The organism is Exiguobacterium sp. TNDT2 (assembly GCF_003331145.1).
GTDB lineage: Bacteria > Bacillota > Bacilli > Exiguobacteriales > Exiguobacteriaceae > Exiguobacterium.
In genome coordinates this window covers 39,545-60,266 of sequence record NZ_QLVE01000011.1, presented here as the reverse complement: position 1 = coordinate 60,266, position 20,722 = coordinate 39,545, and the positions used below count along the sequence as shown (strand labels likewise).

The following is a 20,722-nucleotide window of genomic DNA, read 5'->3' as shown; positions in this document are numbered from 1 at the left end:
TTTTGGCTACAGGATGCGGGCGTGACCAAGAAATAGTTCGATATGATATCGTTGAGCCACATTGGAAGGCAGAGCACATCACACCTGAACTTGAAGTGCGGGCAATCAAGGCTAAGGACGTTTTGAACTATTGTGAACAAGGCGAGTTACTCAACGACATCGAAGAAGACCATCTGTCTTTGCTTGGCGTGACGTTTGCAAGCCGAATGCCGTTCACTGAGCCCGATACTGAGACATACTCCTTCAACGAGTTGACGTTCGTCGAAGGTGATGCCGTTTATGTAATATGTAAGTCGGAACCCCTCGAAGAATATCGAGCGGTCAAGCTGGAAGCAAGACCAGAGTTTTTGAAAGATGAGACCGCGCGCCAGATTCCATTGCTACCTAGCGTAGTAAGCGGGACAGAAGCCATTCAGGAAAAGTTGTCCAGCGAAGACGCGATTCGTCCTTACGGGCAAGACCTCACCATTCGTCCGTTCTTGGACAGTCTTTATACGATCTCGAGCGGATTCAATGGGTCCATCGAGTTTGGAATCGAGGACGACGGGGTCTTCACATCGTATTTAAATTTTGCTCCTTACGTGGTCAGGGATGACACTCATGTGGCGCTAGGATATGGCATGAAGACGAAGAAGCCATACATGTTAATGTCGAGTGACGGGATTCACTATGGACAGTATTCGTTGAACGATGACGAAGTAAGGGACGGAGTCGACAACTTAAATGTTCGGACGCTCCTTGAAGGCGATACGCTTAAACCGCTCGAACCGTTTCCGTTATACGAATTAACTTACGAGTCAAACGGTCAAAAGATGACGAAGACGATCTCGATCCGGTTCAAACCGAATCCATTTATTATGAAGCCGACCGATACCGATGCGATCTCGATTGGTTACGTCCATAAATACCCGTACCATCCCGGTGTCTCGTTTAACCATCCGGATGCGGTTAGTATCGAGGGGCAAGGCTATGAACAATTGATCGAGGCGCTTGAGACCGGGACGTCTTCGACCAAGAATGGAGAAGTGGGAGAGTACAGGTACTTAACGCTAATGAAAGGAAATCGTGGTCAAAAATTTGAACTGAGCTACCACAAACGCTCGAAAAAAATCGATGTTTTCGTGAAAGACATGGAGACCGGGAACGTGTTTAAACTGTCGAGCGTCGGGGCGGAGACGTTCCAAGAACTGTTCCCGCAAGCGTTCGAATGAACAGATTGGACGTGAATCAGAGAGGGATGCGCTGTTGAAACGCATATTAGCTGGATATATTATCTGCGCGGGACTGTTGCTTGGAGGTTGTGCCAGTAGCGAGGAAGACGTGGATCCGTCTCGCACTGGTTAGATGCCGATGGCGACTGCGGGCGGATTCGTAACATCATCGAGCCGAAGGACAGCCGGGGCGAACTCACGGCCGAACAAGTCGCACTGTTCCAAGAAATATTTGATGAATACGAATGATTATGGGCCCGAGCAGAGCGTGGGTTTTTTTCTAGTGCCACCAGCTGTGAAAAGAACTGGAAAACACTTCAAATTCAAGATATTGACTCGATTTCAAAAACCGGCGCTATTCAGGACATTTCGCACAGGGTACACTAGAATTCCGCTACATTCCAGGAATAAATCACTAAAAAGGAAATCGAGAAAAGAAGGTAGGAATCATCGGAATGGAATTGATAAAGACCGCTAGCCTCTCATCCCCTGACGTGCTCCGCGCCCTCGAGGCCAACGTGGCGATGATCCGATTCGACCGCCAACGACGTGTCGTCGATGTGAACGACCTCTTCGCCAAGGCAATGAAATATAAGCGTGACGAAATGATCGGGATGCACCATCACTTGTTCTGCACGCCAAGTTTCGTCAGCAGTCCGGACTATCAAGCGTTTTGGAATAAGCTGTTCGACGGCTTCAGTTCGGCCGACAAAATCGAGCGCATCGACGCCCGTGGCGATTCGATTTGGCTCGAGGCGACGTATATGCCGATCTATGAACAGGACGAAGTCGTCGGCGTCGTCAAAATCGCCTCCGACATCACGAGTCGCCAACAGACGATTGAGGAATTCGCCCGCTCGTTCCGTGTCATGGCAGAAAATCTTGATGACAGGGCCCGTCGCGGCATGGACGAGAGTCAACAGTTGAAGCAGACGATCGAACGGCTCGATGCGGACTCGAATCAGAATTTGAAGATGCTCGCGAACCTGCAAGAGCAGGCTGCCGAAATCACGAAGATCGCCAGTACGATCAAAGAAATCGCCGCCCAGACGAACCTATTGTCGCTCAACGCCGCCATCGAGGCCGCACGGGCAGGTGAGCACGGTCTCGGCTTCAACGTCGTCGCGACCGAGGTCCGGAACTTGTCACGTCTCGTCGAACGCGCCGTCATCGAAGTGCGCGCAAACACGGACGGGATGAACAAAGAACTCGTCTCGATCGTCGACGGCGTATCCCGCTCCAGTGCAGACATTCAAGAGAGTGTGCGCATCATGGAACAGACACTCGAGCGGTTCGAGCATATCGAACAGTCGGCCGAATCGCTGAACGGGACAGCCGAGCGGTTCACCTCCGCCATCTAAAAAACCAATCGGACATGCCTCCTGACAAGGGACACGTTCAATTGGTTTTTTTGATTTGCAGCGTATGGCCATGCTGTTTCAACCAGACCATCGCGCCCGCGACGTCCGGATAGACCGACGCCAATGTCGACCAGAACGCTTTCGAATGGTCGAAATGTACGAGATGGGCCCATTCGTGGGCGATGACGTAATCCATTACTTCTTTTGGAGCAAGCATGAGCCGGACGTTGATCGAGATTGTCCCGGTCGAGCTGCACGACCCCCAACGCGTCTTTTGGTGGCCGATGCGGATTCGGCTCGCCTTCACACCGAGCTGACGTTCATAGTGGGGCGCCCGCTTCGTGACGTAGGCGAGAGCCCGCTCGCGGAGCCAAGCCTCGTGCGCTTTCCGAAGCGATGACTCGTCCCATGCAGCGGGACAGTGAAAGTTTTCGCCGTCGAAACGGAACTTTGTCTCGGTATCACGTTTGACGAGCGGGAACGTCTCCCCGTGCAAAAGCAGCCTGTCAGCTGGTAAGATGTCACGCTTCGGCAATGCGGCGAGGCGATCTTCGATCCAGCCGGCATGCTCCGTTAAAATCGTCTCAACGACCCGGTTCGGGAGCCTAGCTGGAATCCGTAGCTCGATTCCGTCCGGTGTCACGAAGAAAGCCGCCCGTTTCCGACGTTTATGGCGGATGACGGTCACGTCCATCAGATTCACCTCCTTGTAGTATCTCGGTCGATTATAGCCGACGTGCCCCGAATCCGCCATCGTTTTGCGGACTCGGCCGTTCATTTTTTGTTACAGTAGGAGTAGGAGGGATGAACATGAAATCAATCTTACATCAATCGCTTGACCGGACCGGAACGGATTCGGTGAAATGGGACGGGCTCGACCGCTGGTTCCATTTGAAAGATGACGTCTTGCCGCTTTGGGTGGCGGACATCGATATCCGCACGGCTCCGTCCATTTCGGAGGCGCTCACGGCGCGGGCCGCGACAGGGGAGTTCGGATACACGTTGTTCTCTAGAGAGGCGCAAGCGGCCGTGAGTTCATGGTACGACCGCCGTCACGGGCTCGACGTCGATGCCAATCACGTCTTGTTCTCGAGCGGCGTCGTACCGGGATTGACGCATATCGTCGAGGCGTTGACGGAGGAAGGGGATGGGGTCGTCATCCAGGCGCCCGTCTATCCGCCATTTCATGAACTGGTCACCGGGTTGAAACGGGAGTTGCTCGACGCCCCGCTTCGTCAAGTCGATGGTCGCTACGAGATGGACTTTGATGCACTCGAGACACAGATGCGCAAGGCGAAGCTGTTCTTGCTCTGCTCGCCGCACAATCCGGTCGGACGGGTATGGACCGAGGACGAGCTGACGCAGGTCGTCGAGCTGGCGCGTCGCCATGACGTCATCCTCGTCGCCGATGAGATTCATGCCGACTTGACCTATCCGTCACAGCGACATACCGCTCTCAATCGACTCGATGACTCGGTCATCACGGTGAGTGCGCCGTCGAAGGCGTTTAATATCGCTGGGCTGTTTGCTTCTTACATCATCTGTCCGGACGATGCGATGCGCAAACGAATCATACAAGTCCAGAACAAACATCACGTCCTGCCGACACCGTTCGCGAACACGGCCATTGTCGCCGCTTATACGGACCCGCGGGCCGAGCGCTGGCTTGACCAGTTGACGGCCGAACTCGAGGAGCAGGCAACGTACCTCGTCAAGCGGCTCCAGGAAGAACTACCACAATTGAAGACGTTCATGCCCGAGGCCAGTTATCTCCTCTGGGTCGACTTCGCGGCGCTCGGTCTCGAGCCGGAAGCGCGGAAGAAGTGGCTGCATGAGGAAGTCCGACTGTTCTTGTCACCAGGACTCCCGTTCGGTGTGTCAGGGACGACGTTCGAACGGCTCAATTTCGGGACGGCACGACCAGTGCTCGACGAAGCGCTCAAGCGCCTGACGGAACACGCAAGTGGAAAGGCGTTTGTATGAATCAAGAAACGGGAAAAATTTCACAATGAGCCACAAAGCTGACATGGCAACGGAAAGCGAGTGAATGCGATGGAGACGATCAATTGGAAAAAGAAGATGGAGGAACAACTGAGGCGCAGCGGATTCACGTTACAGGTCGAGAACATGGCCAACCTCGGTCTGACGGAGATTCATGCGTCTTCGTCCCCGTTGATCTCGTATCCACTCCGGATTCGGTTATATGTGCGCATGGGCTGGCTCATGTGTACGGTCGATGCGACCTCGGTCGACCGGAACGAGGACCATCCGCTGTTCGAACGCATGATCGCCGCCGTGTTCGAGCGCATCGTCCGTCACCTGTATCACGCCTATGACTTCCACGTCTTGACGTATATCGGCAACACGGGAAACTATATCGCACCGAAAGACTCGGAGACCGGGGAAATCGTCCGTTTGCTCGCGCAACTGTGGACCGACCGCTCTTACCTTCACTTAGAGACGTATGAAGAGTATCCGGCGTTATACGTGACGCCGCCATGGGCGCACCAGGCCTACGCGTTCGAGAGCACCGAAGACGAATGGATTGTCTATGCGGGCCGGAGCGGCCGTCCGGCGACGGACTACCGGGCCGATGGGACCGAACTCAAACCGCATCGCCTGGCGGAGGGGGACTTATTCTTCCCGGTGCACCGGATTCAGAAAGACCGCGGCACACTCGCGCTCGCCGAATGGTTACGGCTCGAGCGTCGCGAGGTCGAGGATTTCATGCTCGCCTTCATGAAGACGATTCAAAAATTCGACCCGGCCTTCGGATTTTCTTGGGGTGGGGTGGACACGTTCTTTCACGGGGTACCGGTCGAACCTTACGCGCAAGTGCTCCGCCTCGAGAGCGGGAAGCGACGCTATCGGGTCATGAACAACTCGGCGAAGCGCCTGTTCGCGGTGGCCGACGACCCACTCGAATGTTTGAAGGAAGTCGAGCAGACGCTCCGGACGGTACGCTTGCCGGAGCAACGGGTCTCGGCACTCGGACAGCTCGTCATGGGTATTTGGCAACAATTTGAAGTCGATGAGGCAACGTATATCCAAGAAGTCGCCTATCGCGGTATCTCCCAGTTCCAAATCGAGGAACGGATCGGTCACGCCCTGGCGAACCAGCAACGGATTCGCTGGATCGAAAAGGCGGATCCTCACCAGTCTGTCATCGAATTTGCCCATCTGCGGATTTCATTCCCGAAACGACCTCCCGGCATCGTCACCGTCGAGCCGGTCGAATCTTCTTATGAGAGAGGTGCCATATGAGAATCGTTGATGCACGTGCGATGTCTATCAGCCATGAGGACTTGATCGCGGTCACCGAGACGTCCGTCTTTTACCGAGAAAAGTCGGGCGAAACGAATTTCTCTATTTTTCGCTATGACGAAGCAGTCGGGGTCGTCACACAGGTGGGCCGGCGTGTCTACGAAGACTACGGGATTTCGAAGCTGTTCGTCAGTGGCGATCGGGTCTATTTCTTGAACGAGATTCCAGACCGGACCGGCGTCGTCCGGACTGAACTGATCGCTTTTGAGTATCACACAGGTCAAGAGATTGTAATGACGACCTTCGAGAAGCGAGGCAACAGCACGCTCTATTGGGTTCTCGCAGATTGTTACTTCCTCTTCTTGACGAGTTTCGGAGATACTGATGAGGCATGGTTGTATGATGCGGAGACGGCGTTCCAAGAGCGAATCCGTGACGAGCGGCTCGTCGGACATGCCGATAAGTTCCGTGAGCTGTATCTGTTCACGACCGAGCTGGACGGGGTCCCTTATATCGTCTGCAACGCCCGCTTGGACGAGTTTGCCTATTACGAGGCACTCGAGGACGGTCGGGTCTCCCCGGACGATGCGATTGACCATTCGGAGGCGATTCTGATTTGTTCGCTCGACGAGGCGGTCGAGGCGATCAAGTCCCGTCAAAATGAGATTCCGTTCGAGGACTTGATTCGTCTGCACGGGGAAGGGGACACAGTTCAATACCTAGGAGAGCGAAATAAGCGGCTCCGATTCTCCGCTTTTATCGATGCCGCGAATGAGGAAACGATTTACGAGTTGACGGCACCTGGGGTTCTTAGTAAGGTAACGGTTGTCGATTGGGGGGCCTATGAGCCGATCGACTTCACATATGACGATGTCAGTTCAACGATTTTCATCAAGGTCGATGAGTCGCCCGATCACACCGAATTGATTGATGCGACGACCGGATCCCGTTTCCTCGATACGTCTCCTTTCGAGCGCGTGCTCGCCTCGAACTACTTTATCCACGAGTCGGCTGGTGGAGAGGGTGAGGGTGTGAGCATCTTCAACCTCGAGACGAACGAACGTCAAACGTTCGAGGACGCCTACTACACAGTGCTCGATGAGACGATCGTCATCCTTTCGACAAAACAGTTATGACAAAAACACCCGAACCTATTGATGACTAGGTTCGGGTGTTTTATATAGGTTTACATAATAAGTTATCGTAAACCGGTTAACGCTTGTTTTTTCTTCTCGTCGCCGATATGGGCATACACTTGTGTCGTGGCCACAGATTCGTGGCCGAGCAACTGTTGAATCGTCAAGACGTCGACTCCGCTCATGGCGAGGCGGGAGGCGAACGTGTGGCGCAGTTTATGCGGCGTGACTTGTTTGTACGTCAAAAAAGGCAAATATGGTTTCAGGCGGTCGATGTGGCTTTTCAACGCGTGTTGCACCGTCCGGACCGAGATTCGTTTTCCTTTCTCGGAGCGGAACAAGGGACCTGCGCCTTGACCACGATAACCGTCGAGGAGCGGCTCGAGCGGGGATGCGATCGGGATGACGCGTTCCTTGTTCCCTTTCCCGATGACACGGATCGTCCCGTTCTCTCGGTCGATGTCGTTCCAATCAAGGCCGACCAGTTCCGAGACACGCATCCCGGTCAACCCGAGCAGTTGGATCATCAGGAAGTCCCGGTCCCGATTTCGTTCGTACCAGCTCGCCTCGCGGTCGGACATGCCGACATTGCTACGGACGAGCGTCGAGAAGTCGAGCCATTCCTGCTCCGTCAAATAGATCGGATTTCGTTTGGCGCGTTTCGGCCGCTCTACGGCCTGGAACGGGTTATGCGCCGTGATGCCCGTCTCGATCAAGTGGTTGAAGAGCGACTGCATCGACGACAGTTTACGATTGATCACGCTCGGGGCGTTGTCGAGTTCAAGGGCGAGGTATGTCGCATACGCCTCGGCCCCAGCGTGGTCGAACTCGACGAACGACTCGATTTCAATCGTCGACGGGTCGACCTCAGAGGCGCTCGCGGCCTCGACCCAGCGGAAGAAATCCAAGAAGTCGTAGAGATAGCGCTGCGCGGTCTGTTCCGAATAGTGTTTGGCGGCCATGTGGTTCAGGAACCGTTGGATGAAGCCGGGCATGCGCTCATAGCCGCTCAAATTGAAACGTCGCGCGTCGACTTTCGTCGGCGACTGGCCGAGCTGACGGAATATACTCAAATAAATCACTCCTTGCTTACTGATGGATTGACGTGACGATACAATCTTTACCGGCTTGTTTTCCGGCCCGGAGACGGTCGTCCGCTTCTTTGACGAGCGTATCGACATCTTTGAACCCATGCCACGTCGTGACACCGAATGTCAACGTCACACTGAGCCGACGTCCCTCGTAAATCGTCTCGAGTGATTTGATTTGTTGTCGCAACCGGTCGATTGTTTCCGCTGCCTCGTCCTCGCTTTGACCCGCCAAGAACAAGAGAAATTCTTCCCCACCCCAACGGACGGCGATGCTGTCTGTTCGCGCGAGCGCGGAGGCGACTTGTTTGAGCACGAGGTCGCCGCAATCATGGCCGTGTTGTTCATTAAACGACTTGAAATGGTCGATGTCAGCGAGAGCGATGGTATATGGGCGTCCCGATACGACAGCTTCGCGGATGGCCTCCTCGACCAAACGATATCCGGTCGTTCGATTATAGAGCCCGGTCAGCCCGTCACGGGAGGCGAGGGTATGCAGCCGTTCGTTCGACCGTTCGAGCTCGGACGTCACCTCGACGACAGCCCCTTCAAAGATGAGGGAGAGTCCGGCGACCAAGGCGATCGTCGCGAGTAAGCACGTCACCCCAATGACTTGCTCCAGGGTCGGACTGAGCGGCGACGTCCCGTCCGTCACGGTCACATATAAATAGCCGTAGATTCCCATGGCGAGCATCGTCGAGGCGATGCGAATGGCCCGGCTGACGTTCGGCATGAAGAACACGCCATAGGCGACCATGAGGATGAAATAGTGGACGTTCGCGCCCCAGCCGAGGACGATGGTCGAGATGATGGCGTTATAGACGACCTCGACGAAGAGACCGATGAAGAACGTCCGATAATATCGTTTATGTACAAAATAAAAAGACAACGTGTAATAAAGAACGCTGAGTACGTTCGACCAGGCAAGGACGGTTACGTCAAGTCGCCAAAACGTGATCAAGAACACGACATGGATGAGCCAAGCGAACACGTTCCCATAAAAAGTGATGCGGTAATTATATAGTGTACCGCGACGTTCCTCATAGGCTGTTCCCACGCGAACACCTCCTTTTTTTTCAGTATACCGAACCCATCCTCATTTGCCCATGCCTATCCAACAATCGATTAAAACCGACACGCACAAACGCCTCAACAATCGATTAAAACCGACACGCACAAACGCCTTTAAATAGTGCATATAATTGCGTGAAATAGATATTTCACGCAACGTTCGTTCAAGCGTCATCTTCACGCGAGACACATATCGACCTGCCGAATGGTTGAATAACGTCATATAAACCGGTTTACATAATTAGTTATAGTTAACCAATTGATTTGTTTTAAAAATTTGAAAGAGTTACAGTTGTATGATATAAGAAAATAAAGCTTGAAACGGTGATTCAGGTAAAGGTACACTGAGAACGTAAACAAAAGGGGGATTTTCAGGATGGACGATCAACGTTTGAAACAATGGCTTACCGAAGCGAAGACTATCGCTGTCGTCGGCGTGTCGGCGAACCCGAACAAGACCGCGAACCAAATCGCAGACTATTTGATCTTGCAAGGTTACACGGTCATCCCTGTCAATCCGACGCTCGAGACGTGGAACGGACGCAAAGCCTATCCGACGGTCGAGAGCATCCCGGGACGCGTCGATATCGTCGACGTCTTCCGACGCAATGAGTATTTGGCCGGCGTGGCCGAAGATGCCGCCCGACATGGGGATGTCGGTCTCGTCTTCAACCAGCTCGGGCTCACCAGCCCGGACGCCGAGCGGATCGCTCGCGATGCCGGACTCGACTACATCGAAAATCGATGCATCTATGTCGAGCACGCCCGCCTTCTCGGTTAAGACCTACCTCCTTGGTAGGTCTCCTTTTTTTCACGGGCCCTGCTCGCGGAGGGAGGCTTGCCAGAATCCAAAAACAGCTATACAATAGGATAGAAAAACGAACGTGTGTTCGAAATTGAGGTGACGAAGATGTCAACAGACTTATTTAACTACAATGAAGACGCCATCCAGGTGCTCGAAGGACTGACCGCCGTCCGGAAACGTCCGGGGATGTACATCGGTTCGACCGACCATCGCGGTTTGCACCATCTCGTCTATGAGATCGTCGATAACGCGATCGATGAGGCGCTCGCCGGATTCGGTGGCCAAATCGACGTGACGATCCATAAAGATGACGCCATCACGGTACGTGACCACGGGCGCGGCATGCCGACGGGGATGCATGCTTCCGGGAAGCCGACGCCAGAGGTCATCTTCACGGTGCTCCACGCCGGCGGTAAGTTCGGCCAAGGCGGCTATAAGACGTCGGGTGGACTCCACGGGGTCGGCGCCTCGGTCGTAAACGCACTCTCGAGCAAGGTTCTTGTCACGATTTATCGTGACGGCAAAGTGTTCGAGCAGACGTTTGCCGACGGCGGGATCCCGCAGACGACGCTCCTCGAGACTGGAAAGACGCGTCAGACGGGGACGAGCGTCACCTTCAAACCGGACGCCTCGATCTTCTCGACGACGACATATAACTACGACACGCTCGCTGAACGGCTCCGTGAATCGGCCTTCCTATTAAAAGGATTGACGATCACGCTGACGGACGAGCGCTCTGGAAAAGAAGAGACGTTCCATTACGAGGAAGGGATTGCCGAGTTCGTCCAATATTTGAACGACGACAAGGCGACGCTTCATCCGATCGTCTACTTCGAAGGGACGGAGAACGACATCGAGCTCGAGCTCGCCTTCCAGTTCACGGACGCCTATTCCGAGAACGTCCTCTCGTTCGTCAACAACGTCCGGACACGTGACGGCGGTACGCACGAGGTCGGCGCCAAGACGGCGATGACCCGCATCGTGAACGAGTACGCCCGTAAGAACGGATTGTTGAAGGAAAAAGACAAGAACCTCGACGGCGGTGACGTCCGCGAAGGCTTGACGCTCATCGTCTCGGTACGGATTCCGGAAGAGTTCCTCCAGTTCGAGGGACAGACGAAGTCGAAACTCGGCTCGCCGGAGGCCCGCACGAGCGCCGATGGTGTCATGGCCAAACAACTGACGATCTTCCTCGAGGAGAATCCGCAGATGGCGACGATGCTCATCAAGAAAGCGATCCGTGCCGCCCAGGCCCGCGAAGCCGCCCGGAAAGCCCGGGAAGAGGCGCGCAACGGAAAGAAGAAGAAACGTTCGAGCATCTTGAACGGGAAACTGACGCCGGCGACGTCGAAGAACGCCGCCAAGAACGAACTGTTCCTCGTCGAGGGTGACTCGGCCGGCGGTTCGGCCAAACAGGGCCGCGACCGGACGTTCCAGGCCATCCTGCCGCTGCGTGGGAAAGTCATCAACTCGGAGAAGTCGAAACTCCAGGACATCATGAAGAATGAGGAGATCAACACGATTATCCACGCGATCGGGGCCGGGGTCGGCCACGACTTCGACCTTGAGGACTGCAATTTCGACAAAATCATCATCATGACCGATGCTGATACGGACGGGGCCCACATCCAAGTGCTCCTGTTGACGTTCTTCTTCCGCTATATGCGTCCGCTCGTCGAGGCCGGCAAAGTGTTCGTCGCCTTGCCGCCGCTCTATCGCATCTCGAAAGGGAAAGGTAAGTCGGAACAGTTCGAGTACGCCTGGGACGAAGAGGCGCTCGAGAAGCTCGTCAAAGTGTACAAGAAGGGCTATATCCTCCAGCGCTACAAAGGTCTCGGTGAGATGAACGCCGACCAGCTATGGGAGACGACGATGAACCCCGACACACGGACGCTCATCCGTGTCACGGTCGACGACGCCGCCGTCGCCGACAAGCGCGTCTCGGTGCTCATGGGAGACAATGTCGCCCATCGCCGGGAGTGGATTGAGGAGAACGTCGCCTTCGGTCTCCAGGAAGATGATTCGATCATCGCCAATGAACACGTGACTAAAGCGATTGAGGAAGTGATGTAACGATGTCGACGATTCAACACATTTTAAACTTGTCGCTCGAACAGGTCGTCGGTGACCGCTTCGGGCGTTACTCGAAATATATCATCCAGGACCGGGCCCTCCCGGACGCGCGCGACGGGCTCAAACCCGTTCAGCGCCGCATCCTGTATGCGATGCACCATGAAGGCAACACGAACGAGAAACCGTACCGCAAATCGGCCAAGACGGTCGGAAACGTCATCGGTAACTATCACCCGCACGGTGACAGTTCCGTCTATGAGGCGATGGTACGCCTATCGCAGGACTGGAAGTTGCGTTACCCGCTCATCGACATGCACGGGAACAACGGCTCGATGGACGGCGACTCGGCTGCCGCGATGCGGTATACCGAGGCCCGTCTGTCGAAGATCGCCGGCGTCATGCTGACGTCGATCTCGAAGAACACGGTCGACTATACGCCGAACTTCGACGATTCGACCGAAGAGCCGCTCGTCTTGCCGTCACTCCTCCCGAACCTGCTCATGAACGGGACGACGGGGATCTCTGCCGGTTATGCGACCGAGATCCCGCCGCACAACTTGACCGAGGTGCTCAACCTCGCCATCGCCCGCTTGAAAGGTGAGGTCGAGACGACGAATGACGCCTTCCGTTACATGCAAGGACCTGACTTCCCGTCTGGCGGGATCGTCATGGGCAAAGACGGCATCTTGAAGGCATTCGAGACCGGCAAAGGCAAGGTCATCATCCGTGCCAAATCGGTCATCGAGCCGCTCAAGGGCGGCCGTGAACAGATCACGATCACCGAACTCCCGTATGAGGTGAACAAGGCGAACCTCGTCAAGAAGATGGAAGAGCTCCGTCTCGACCGCAAAGTCGAAGGCGTCGCCGAAGTCCGTGATGAGACCGACCGGACCGGCGTCCGCGTCGTCATCGAGTTGAAGAAAGAAGCCGACGCGGAAGGTGTGCTCCATTTCTTCTTGAAGCATACCGACCTGCAGCTCGCCTACAACTACAACATGGTCGCCATCGTCAACCGGACACCGAAACAGATGGGACTCTTGTCGATCATCGATGCATACTTGAAACACGTCGAAGAGGTCGTCACCCGTCGTACGACGTTCGAGCTCGATCAGGCGAAGAAACGCGCCGAGATCGTCGACGCGCTCGAACAGGCCATCTCGGTCCTTGATGAGACGCTCGAACTCATCCGTTCGGCTAAAGACAAGTCCGAGGCGAAACAGAAGCTCATGGAGCGGTTCTCGTTTTCGGACCGTCAAGCCGAAGCGGTCGTCATGCTCCAACTCTATCGGTTGACGAACACGGATATCGTCGAGCTCCAAAAAGAGGCGAAGGCGCTCCAGAAGGAGATCACTCGCCTCGCCAATATCTTGAACGTCGACGCGACGAAACGGAAGCTCATCTCGAAAGAGTTGACCGCACTCCGTGACGAGTTCGGTGACGCACGGCGCTCGGTCATCGAGTCCGAGGTCGAAGAGTTGAAACTGAAGACAGAGGTCATGATCGCCGTCGAGGAGACGATGGTGTTCGTCAGCCGCGACGGGTACGTCAAACGTTCATCGATGCGCTCATATGGCGCCTCGAGCGACGAGATGCCGGACATGAAGGCGAAAGACCGTCCCGTACTCGTCACCCAGGCGATGACGACAGACCACTTGCTCGTCTGGACGAACAAAGGCAGCTACTTGCTCATCCCGGTCCATCAGATTCCAGAGTCGAAATGGAAAGACGCCGGACAGCATGTGGCCAATCTCGTGCCAATCGAAGGCGAACAAGTCGTCTCGGCCGATGTCGTCTCGACGTTCGACACTGACGCGCACTGCCTGTTCGTCACGCGTGAAGGCATGGTCAAACGGACGCCGCTCCGTGACTATGACGCCCAACGCAAGTCGAAGGCGCTCATGGCGCTCAAGTTAAAAGGTGACGATGAGGTCGTCTTCGCTGGCATCAGTGACGGTCCAGGACAACTGTTCCTCGTCTCTGAGCGCGGCTATGGCCTCTGGTTCAAAGAAGACGATGTTCCGGTCGTCGGCCAACGTGCCGCCGGCGTCAAAGCGATGAACTTGAAAGATGGCGATGTGGTCGCCGATGCCTTTGCCTTCTTCACACCGCCGCTGTTCGTCCTCGTGACGCAACGTGGAGCGGTCAAGAAGATGAAGCTCGAGGACCAGTTCGACTGCACGAACCGCAACTTGCGCGGGACGATGCTCATCCGCGAAGTCAAATCGAAACCGCACCAGATTCGTCGTGTGCTCCCGGTGCATGACGATGAAACGCTCCACATCATCGGGAAAGAGAAAGCGAAGACGGTCAAGACGAAGCAATTGACGCTCTTGGACCGCTACGCCAACGGCTCATTCGTGTTTGATGAAGAGACGTTCGGTGAGATTGAGGACGTGTATCTCGATTGAGATCGAACTAAAGAAAACCCTGTACCAGAGACGATTGTCTTTGATACAGGGTTTTTCTTATGGATTCAAAGCTCGGCCTCTATCAGATAGCGCTCCAAATCGGCCTGTTGGCGCAAATGATGACGGCTATGCATCCCGATGAGGTCGTACCATTCCTGGGCGTTCAGCCAACCGAAACCGCCATGCCGGGCTTTGACGTCAAGGTTCGCCGCGCGGGCGAGCGGTTCAAGGCGGTTCAAGCGTGCAGATAACTCGTCGATTCGTCGTTCGAGCATCTCGCGCTTGTCCGTATCGTTCGGAGGTTGGTTCATCTCATCAGGTAAGCGGATTTTGACCGGTGGGAAACCGCCCATCCGGAACAATCGTTCATCGAACTCGGTCTTCCCGAGCGGTTGTTCTTCAGTGGAAGCGAGACACCGTTCAATCTCGTCCGCATATTCCTCGGCCACCACGATGATATGGTCGTACATCTGCCCGATTGACCAGACGTCTGCTGCTGCCTGATAACGGAGCTGCCGCTCGGTGTAGCCGTCCAAGTCTGCTTTGAACTGGGATAACAGTGAAATCGGCATGTCCAACCTCCCTTGATTTTATTCTCTATCCAGTATAACACGGGGGCATCAGCTGATTTTTTCAACTCCATGTCACATTAGTTTCTCTTAGGAGCGGGTATTTCTAAAAGGAACAACGATCCCTTTTGGCGAATGGGACAGGAGGACAAATCATGGGGGGATACGTATGTCACAGTGGCTCGATTGGGCCAAGCGGCTACAGGCGCTGTCACAGGCTGGCTTGACGTTTACGAAAGACGAGTTCGATCGAGAACGTTACCTCGAACTCCAACGAATCGCAACCGAGATGTTCGAGCAACAATCTAATCTTGCTTTGCATGAAATCACCGAATTGACCCACGTCGATGGTTATCCGACACCGAAGCTCGATGTCCGAGGCGTCGTCTTCAAGGATGACGCAGTGTTACTCGTCAAGGAAAGGTCAGACAGACTTTGGACGCTTCCGGGCGGCTTTTGTGAGATCGGACTGTCCCCGGCAGAGAACATCATCAAAGAGATCGAGGAAGAGGCCGGTTTCGACGTCGCACCGATTCGGCTGCTTGCCTTGTTCGACATGCATCATCACGACCATCCGCCGTTGTCGCAGCATTACTATAAACTGTTTATCGAATGCGAGTTGATTGGTGGAGAGGCGCAAATTAGTCATGAGACGAGCGAGGTTGCGTTCTTTACACGAGACGCCTTACCACCTTTGTCACTTGCGCGGAACACTCGAGAGCAGCTCTATATGTGTTTTGAGGCCCGTTGGCAAGAAGATTGGACCACGTTATTCGATTAAGGGGAGGGGATTCCATGAAAGTCACACGTTTTGATCACGTCCATCAACTGACGTTTTTCGCACCCATCTTACCCATCAACGTCCAACTGATTGAACGTGAGCTCGGGCTTGTCTTGATTGATACAGGGCTCGCGCAGAACGCGGAAGCGATTTTAGCGTATATCGAGACGTTCGAACGCCCGCTTCTCGCTATCTTGTTGACGCATGCCCATGGGGATCATGTCGGCGGTGTCGATACGATTTTGAAAGCCCATCCTCATGCCGAGCTGTACGTCTCGAGGCGCGACGCCCGTCTCCTTGAAGGGGACCGGACGACTGACCCGGACGAGCGGGCTCTCAAACTGAAGGGTTCTCTCCCGAAAATCCACTCTTTGCCGGATAAATTGCTTGACCCAGGTGAGCGGCTGTTCGGCTTACGGGTCTATCCGGCAGCGGGTCATACCCCTGGTTCGATTGCTTTTTTCGATGAAAAGGAGCGGATTTTGTTTGCGGGAGATGCATTTCAGACGCGTGGGGGAGTCGCCGTGGCAGGGGACGTTCGTCCGTTGTTCCCGCTGCCGGGTATCGCGACATGGGATAAGCGTGCAGCGTTAGAGCATGCGGAGAAGTTGATCGATCTCGCACCGCAACGTACGTTCGTCGGTCATGGGCAACCAGTCGCCGGGACACATCGGCTCTATTTGGCACTGAAGCGGGCCAAACGCAAGCAGGCACGTCTATTTTTACGATAATCCGGGGGTGCTCACAGGTGGAATTACGCGAGATTCAGACGACAGATTATCAACTGGCCGAGCAAATGCTCGAGATTCAACGAAACGCTTATGCGGTCGAGGCCGAGCTAATCGGTTTCGATGAGATCCCAGCGCGTTATGAGACGGTCGAAGTGATTCAAAATCTGCCTGGGACGAGCTATGGCTTATATAACGACGAGCGGTTGATTGGATTCATCACGGCCGAAGCGGCTGAGAACACGGTCGAGGTCACGAAATTATGTATCGATCCGACATATTTCAGGGCGAGGCTCGCGACGACGTTGCTCGAACACGTGCTCAGCTTACACGAGGACAAACTCGTCTATGTGCACACCGGCAAACACAATGGACCGGCCAAGAAACTGTACACGAAGCTCGGGTTCGAACCGAGTGCCGAGTTTGAACCCGAACCGGGCGTCACATTGATCCGTTTTACGCGAACTTGAATCCCTTTCGTCAAATTTCACATTCCGTCTCACTACTTTAAGTATACTAAAGAATTGAGACGGAGTTTTATTTTTACTGATAATATATGTTATGTTAACTAAAAGAAAAAACGAAGAAAATCGATGTCAGATGTGACGTCTCTCCTCTCGAGAAAATCAGAAAATCTTGTACCAATACAACGTCATGTCGATGTTCGGATTGCCGGTCTGTTTGAGCGTATCGACACCGCCGAGTGCGAACCCTTCTTTCGCATAAAATCGACACGCCATCACGTTATCATTCTGGGCCTCAAGTGACAATCCGAGCAACGATTGCTCGTTTGCCCACGTCTCCGCAGCTTCCATCAGCAAATGTCCGAGTCCGCTCTGTCGGTAACTGGCACGGACCGCGATGTTCTCGATATACGCAAAACGGTTCCAGTCTTTCACCATACGATTCTGTCCGATACATGTCGTCTCGTCGAACGCCAAGAATACTTGTTTGTCCTCACTGTTGATGTATTCATAACAGTCCAGCAAATCGTCTGGAAAGCTTGTCACACGGGCTTTCTCATATAACTGTTCCTCATACGTCCAAACCCCGTCAGAAAAGCTCGGGATGATTTCCCCGATGACTGGAAACGGGTTATTAGCTTCATTTACGACGCTGACGGAATACTCATCAAACGCTTTGATCGAGATGTTTGCGCGATTCATTGCACCATTCTCCCTTTCATATGTAATGACCGCTCCATCCAATAACTACATATCATTTTTTCACGGGCATCCGTAAACACGAGTGTAATCCGTCTTTATCATCAATTAGCGCCTGCAGATATAGTTTATCCGGCATCTCTGGATTGACGGTCCATCTTTCCCATTTTTCCATGTGTGCCCTTTTTTCCTCATTTCGATATGTTACGAATAAGCCTTCACTATCTATCATACATGAATTATTAAAGTTCACATGCGTCGGAGCAGGCTGATCAACAAGATGATATTTTCGCTTAAACCGTATTGTTCAACCGACATCCATTTATCTGTTTCATCATAATTAATAAACTGTGTCATTCGATTGAATCCTTCATTCATCAACATGTTAGCGCTTAATGGATTAATGTTTCAAATATAACATTAAGACTGTTTTTCCGCTCTTAGGAGTTGCCTGTAAGCGGATGTCATGCTATTTTTAGACAGATGATAACTTAAGGAGGAACTTGAATGAAACGTATGACAAAAGGTTTGGCAGCATCCCTATTATTGGCTGTCCCGCTCGCGGCGTGTGGTGATTCTAGCACCGATCAGGCCGAAACTTCGCGCTGGGATGAGATCAAAGAAGAAGGTACGCTCACAGTCGGTACGGCCGGTACGCTCTATCCGGCCTCGTTCCGGGAAGAAGATAGCGATACATTGACTGGGTTTGACGTCGAGCTCATGAAAGAGGTCGGGAAACGTCTCGACCTCGAGGTCCAATTCAAAGAGATGGCGTTCGACAACATGTTGACGAGCGTCCAAAACGGACAAGTCGACATCGTGGCGAATGATATCTCGGTCACAGACGACCGGAAAGAGAAGTTCACTTTTTCGACACCGTACAAGTATACGTACGGGACGGCCATCGTTCGCAAGAGCGACTTATCTGGCATCAAGTCACTCGAGGATTTGAAAGGTAAGAAAGCCGCTGGAGAAGCGACGACCGTCTTCATGGACGTGGCACGTCAATACGGGGCCGAGGAAGTCATCTATGACAACGCGACGAACGACCAGTATCTTCGCGACGTCTCGACGGGACGGACCGACGTTATCTTGAACGACTACTATCTCCAGACGCTCGCCCTCGCCTTCTTCCCGGAGTTTGATATCACGATTCACCCGGATATCGCCTATAACCCTCAGGAAGTTGCGTTCTTGATGGACAAGGAGAACGCAGAGCTTCAAGAGAACATCGACCGCGTCCTGGCGGAGATGCTCGAAGACGGCACGGTGAAAGAGTTGTCGGAAACGTTCTATAACGGTGCCGATGTCTCGGTCGAACCGGACGTTGACGCGACCATCGTCGAATTGGACTAAGCGCTCATGTTCGAAGGTGTGAACTGGGAAGCGCTCTTTGATGTCGACCTGGCTGTACGCTCGTTCCCTTATCTGCTAGGCGGCTTGCCGAACACGCTTTGGATCTCATTCGTCAGCATGTTCTTCGGCTTGTTGCTCGGTCTCGTGCTCGCCCTTGGGAAACTTTCACCGTCGCGGATGCTTCGGTTCCCGTCGACGTTTTACATCTCGTTCATGCGGGGTGTACCGATTCTGATCATCCTGTTCATCTTATATTCAGGATTTCCGTTCATCGGCATCGAGTTCGCGGCGTTAACGGCAGCCATCATCGGGTTCAGCCTGAACTCGGCGGCCTATATCGCCGAAATCGTCCGGGCTGCGATTCGTGCCGTCGATCCGGGACAGGTCGAGGCGGCCCGCTCGCTTGGAATGACGAAGTGGCTGACACTGAAAGGGGTCGTCTTGCCACAGGCGACGCGAATCGCCCTTCCCCCGCTTTCGAACGTATTCCTCGATTTGATTAAAGCGAGTTCGCTCGCCGCCATGATTACCGTCCCGGAAATTTTTAACAAGGCGAAAATCGTCGGAGGCCGGGAATTCGATTATATGACCGTCTATTTGGTCGTCGCCCTCATCTACTGGGGCATCTGTACGTTCATGTCGTTCTTCCAAGATTGGCTCGAGCGGCATTTCGAACGCTATTTGGACACACCGAAACGATGACGATCACGTCATCGTTTTTTGTTTATCGTTTTGCGTGAGCGTCGAGTGTGCTATGATTTTTATAAATATTCAGAAAATAGACGGGGGAACTTTATTATGGTGCAACAATGGACGACACATTTAAACGATCAAGTGATCGGGCAGTCAAAGGCGATCAAGCTGGCGACGATCGCCCTCCTCTCCGGGGGGCACGTCCTGCTCGAGGACCGACCGGGGACAGGAAAGACGACGCTCGCGCGTAGCCTGGCGACGTCGGTATCGGCCGCGTTCCAACGCGTGCAATGTACACCGGACACGTTGCCGAGTGACATTTTAGGGATGGAACTGTTCAATCCGACGACAGGCACGTTCGAACGGAGAACTGGCCCAATCTTCACGTCGATCTTGCTCGTCGATGAGATCAACCGGACGACACCACGGACGCAGTCGGCACTGTTAGAGGCGATGCAGGAGCGTCAAGTGACGCTCGGCGAGGTGTCGCTTCGTTTACCGGACCCGTTCTTCGTCATCGCGACGCAAAACCCGTTCGATGGGCAAGGGACGTTCCCGTTGCCGCAGGCTCAACTCGACCGCTTCTTGTTCAAACTGTCGCTCGCTCCGTTGTCTCGGGAGTCGGAACGCCGGTTGCTTCGGAACGAGCATTTGAGTGCGGCCCCGTTCACATTGCAACAGACCGAACTTGCCGAGATGCAGCAAGCCGTCCGTGACGTCTTGTTTCACGAGGCGATGGAGGATTATCTCCTCGATTTCGTCGAGGCGCTCCGTCATCACCGGGACATCGAGGTCGGACCGAGCCCACGGGCGACGCTCGCTTACACGATGGCGGCCCGGGCGCATGCCTATATGGACGGACGGGATTACGTCACGCCGGAAGATATCCGTGCGCTCGCCTTGCCCATCCTCGGCCACCGGATCGTGTTGACGGTGGAAGCGTCGCTCAAGACGAAGCCGTCCAAATTGATCAAGTCCGTTTTGGAGACCATCCCGGTCCCGTCAGAGGTGTGAC

General features: G+C 54.1%; 19 protein-coding genes. 14 read left to right on the top strand and 5 right to left on the bottom strand.

Annotated features, from left to right (window positions below; all coding sequences use genetic code 11):
* Positions 1-2: 2 nt before the first annotated feature.
* Positions 3-1,211 carry a hypothetical protein gene (locus tag DPV68_RS07815; protein WP_114166206.1) on the top strand — a complete coding sequence of 403 codons (1,209 nt, stop codon included), beginning with the start codon at positions 3-5 and terminating at the stop codon, positions 1,209-1,211.
* 455 nt (positions 1,212-1,666) lie between these two features.
* A complete protein-coding gene (locus DPV68_RS07810; RefSeq protein ID WP_114166205.1) occupies positions 1,667-2,572 on the top strand; it encodes a methyl-accepting chemotaxis protein in 906 nt (301 codons plus the stop codon).
* A gap of 37 nt (positions 2,573-2,609) precedes the next feature.
* On the opposite strand, the gene DPV68_RS07805 is transcribed toward DPV68_RS07810, so the two are convergent.
* Positions 2,610-3,266 (bottom strand): M48 family metallopeptidase, encoded by a 657-nt coding sequence (locus DPV68_RS07805; protein ID WP_114166204.1) that lies wholly within the window; start codon positions 3,264-3,266, stop codon positions 2,610-2,612.
* A gap of 116 nt (positions 3,267-3,382) precedes the next feature.
* On the opposite strand from DPV68_RS07805, the gene DPV68_RS07800 reads away from it, so the two are divergent.
* From DPV68_RS07800 to DPV68_RS07790, 3 genes are all read left to right on the top strand, one after another.
* Positions 3,383-4,555 carry a MalY/PatB family protein gene (locus DPV68_RS07800; protein ID WP_114166203.1) on the top strand — a complete coding sequence of 391 codons (1,173 nt, stop codon included), beginning with the start codon at positions 3,383-3,385 and terminating at the stop codon, positions 4,553-4,555.
* 69 nt (positions 4,556-4,624) lie between these two features.
* Positions 4,625-5,836: a hypothetical protein gene (locus tag DPV68_RS07795; RefSeq protein ID WP_114166202.1), complete on the top strand. Its 1,212-nt coding sequence runs from the start codon at positions 4,625-4,627 to the stop codon at positions 5,834-5,836.
* Positions 5,833-6,972: a hypothetical protein gene (locus DPV68_RS07790; protein ID WP_114166201.1), complete on the top strand. Its 1,140-nt coding sequence runs from the start codon at positions 5,833-5,835 to the stop codon at positions 6,970-6,972. Before DPV68_RS07795 ends, DPV68_RS07790 begins: the two co-directional genes overlap by 4 nt.
* A gap of 62 nt (positions 6,973-7,034) precedes the next feature.
* Here DPV68_RS07790 and DPV68_RS07785 read toward each other — a convergent pair whose 3' ends face one another.
* On the bottom strand, positions 7,035-8,054 hold the full coding sequence (locus tag DPV68_RS07785; RefSeq protein ID WP_232819567.1) for a tyrosine-type recombinase/integrase: 1,020 nt from the start codon (positions 8,052-8,054) through the stop codon (positions 7,035-7,037).
* A 7-nt stretch (positions 8,055-8,061) separates the two neighbouring features.
* The gene (locus DPV68_RS07780) at positions 8,062-9,117 is read right to left on the bottom strand and encodes a GGDEF domain-containing protein (RefSeq protein WP_114166200.1); all 1,056 of its coding nucleotides are present in this window, start codon (positions 9,115-9,117) and stop codon (positions 8,062-8,064) included.
* Between the two features lie 390 nt (positions 9,118-9,507).
* On the opposite strand from DPV68_RS07780, the gene DPV68_RS07775 reads away from it, so the two are divergent.
* From DPV68_RS07775 to parC, 3 genes are all read left to right on the top strand, one after another.
* On the top strand, positions 9,508-9,912 hold the full coding sequence (locus DPV68_RS07775) for a CoA-binding protein (protein ID WP_114166199.1): 405 nt from the start codon (positions 9,508-9,510) through the stop codon (positions 9,910-9,912).
* Between the two features lie 129 nt (positions 9,913-10,041).
* Positions 10,042-12,009, top strand: coding sequence for a DNA topoisomerase IV subunit B (gene parE, locus DPV68_RS07770; RefSeq protein WP_114166310.1), 1,968 nt, complete (start codon positions 10,042-10,044; stop codon positions 12,007-12,009).
* Between the two features lie 2 nt (positions 12,010-12,011).
* Positions 12,012-14,417, top strand: coding sequence for a DNA topoisomerase IV subunit A (parC, locus tag DPV68_RS07765; protein WP_114166198.1), 2,406 nt, complete (start codon positions 12,012-12,014; stop codon positions 14,415-14,417).
* A gap of 65 nt (positions 14,418-14,482) precedes the next feature.
* On the opposite strand, the gene DPV68_RS07760 is transcribed toward parC, so the two are convergent.
* The gene (locus tag DPV68_RS07760) at positions 14,483-14,989 is read right to left on the bottom strand and encodes a DinB family protein (protein WP_114166197.1); all 507 of its coding nucleotides are present in this window, start codon (positions 14,987-14,989) and stop codon (positions 14,483-14,485) included.
* Positions 14,990-15,155: 166 nt separating this feature from the next.
* Here DPV68_RS07760 and DPV68_RS07755 point away from each other — a divergent pair, with 166 nt between their 5' ends.
* The 3 genes from DPV68_RS07755 to DPV68_RS07745 are packed head-to-tail and all read left to right on the top strand — an operon-like array spanning position 15,156 to position 16,965.
* Entirely contained in the window at positions 15,156-15,767 is a 612-nt protein-coding gene (locus DPV68_RS07755) for an NUDIX hydrolase (protein WP_114166196.1), read from the top strand.
* Positions 15,768-15,781: 14 nt separating this feature from the next.
* Entirely contained in the window at positions 15,782-16,498 is a 717-nt protein-coding gene (locus DPV68_RS07750) for an MBL fold metallo-hydrolase (RefSeq protein ID WP_114166195.1), read from the top strand.
* Positions 16,499-16,515: 17 nt separating this feature from the next.
* Positions 16,516-16,965 (top strand): GNAT family N-acetyltransferase, encoded by a 450-nt coding sequence (locus DPV68_RS07745; RefSeq protein ID WP_114166194.1) that lies wholly within the window; start codon positions 16,516-16,518, stop codon positions 16,963-16,965.
* A 156-nt stretch (positions 16,966-17,121) separates the two neighbouring features.
* Here DPV68_RS07745 and DPV68_RS07740 read toward each other — a convergent pair whose 3' ends face one another.
* Entirely contained in the window at positions 17,122-17,661 is a 540-nt protein-coding gene (locus DPV68_RS07740; protein ID WP_114166193.1) for a GNAT family N-acetyltransferase, read from the bottom strand.
* Positions 17,662-18,165: 504 nt separating this feature from the next.
* Between DPV68_RS07740 and DPV68_RS07735 the strand changes: the two genes are divergently transcribed.
* The 3 genes from DPV68_RS07735 (at position 18,166) to DPV68_RS07725 (ending at position 20,721) form a co-directional block, all read left to right on the top strand.
* Positions 18,166-19,014 (top strand): transporter substrate-binding domain-containing protein, encoded by an 849-nt coding sequence (locus DPV68_RS07735; protein ID WP_114166192.1) that lies wholly within the window; start codon positions 18,166-18,168, stop codon positions 19,012-19,014.
* Positions 19,015-19,020: 6 nt separating this feature from the next.
* Positions 19,021-19,716 carry an amino acid ABC transporter permease gene (locus DPV68_RS07730; protein ID WP_114166191.1) on the top strand — a complete coding sequence of 232 codons (696 nt, stop codon included), beginning with the start codon at positions 19,021-19,023 and terminating at the stop codon, positions 19,714-19,716.
* A 96-nt stretch (positions 19,717-19,812) separates the two neighbouring features.
* Entirely contained in the window at positions 19,813-20,721 is a 909-nt protein-coding gene (locus DPV68_RS07725; protein ID WP_114166190.1) for an AAA family ATPase, read from the top strand.
* Position 20,722: the final 1 nt, after the last annotated feature.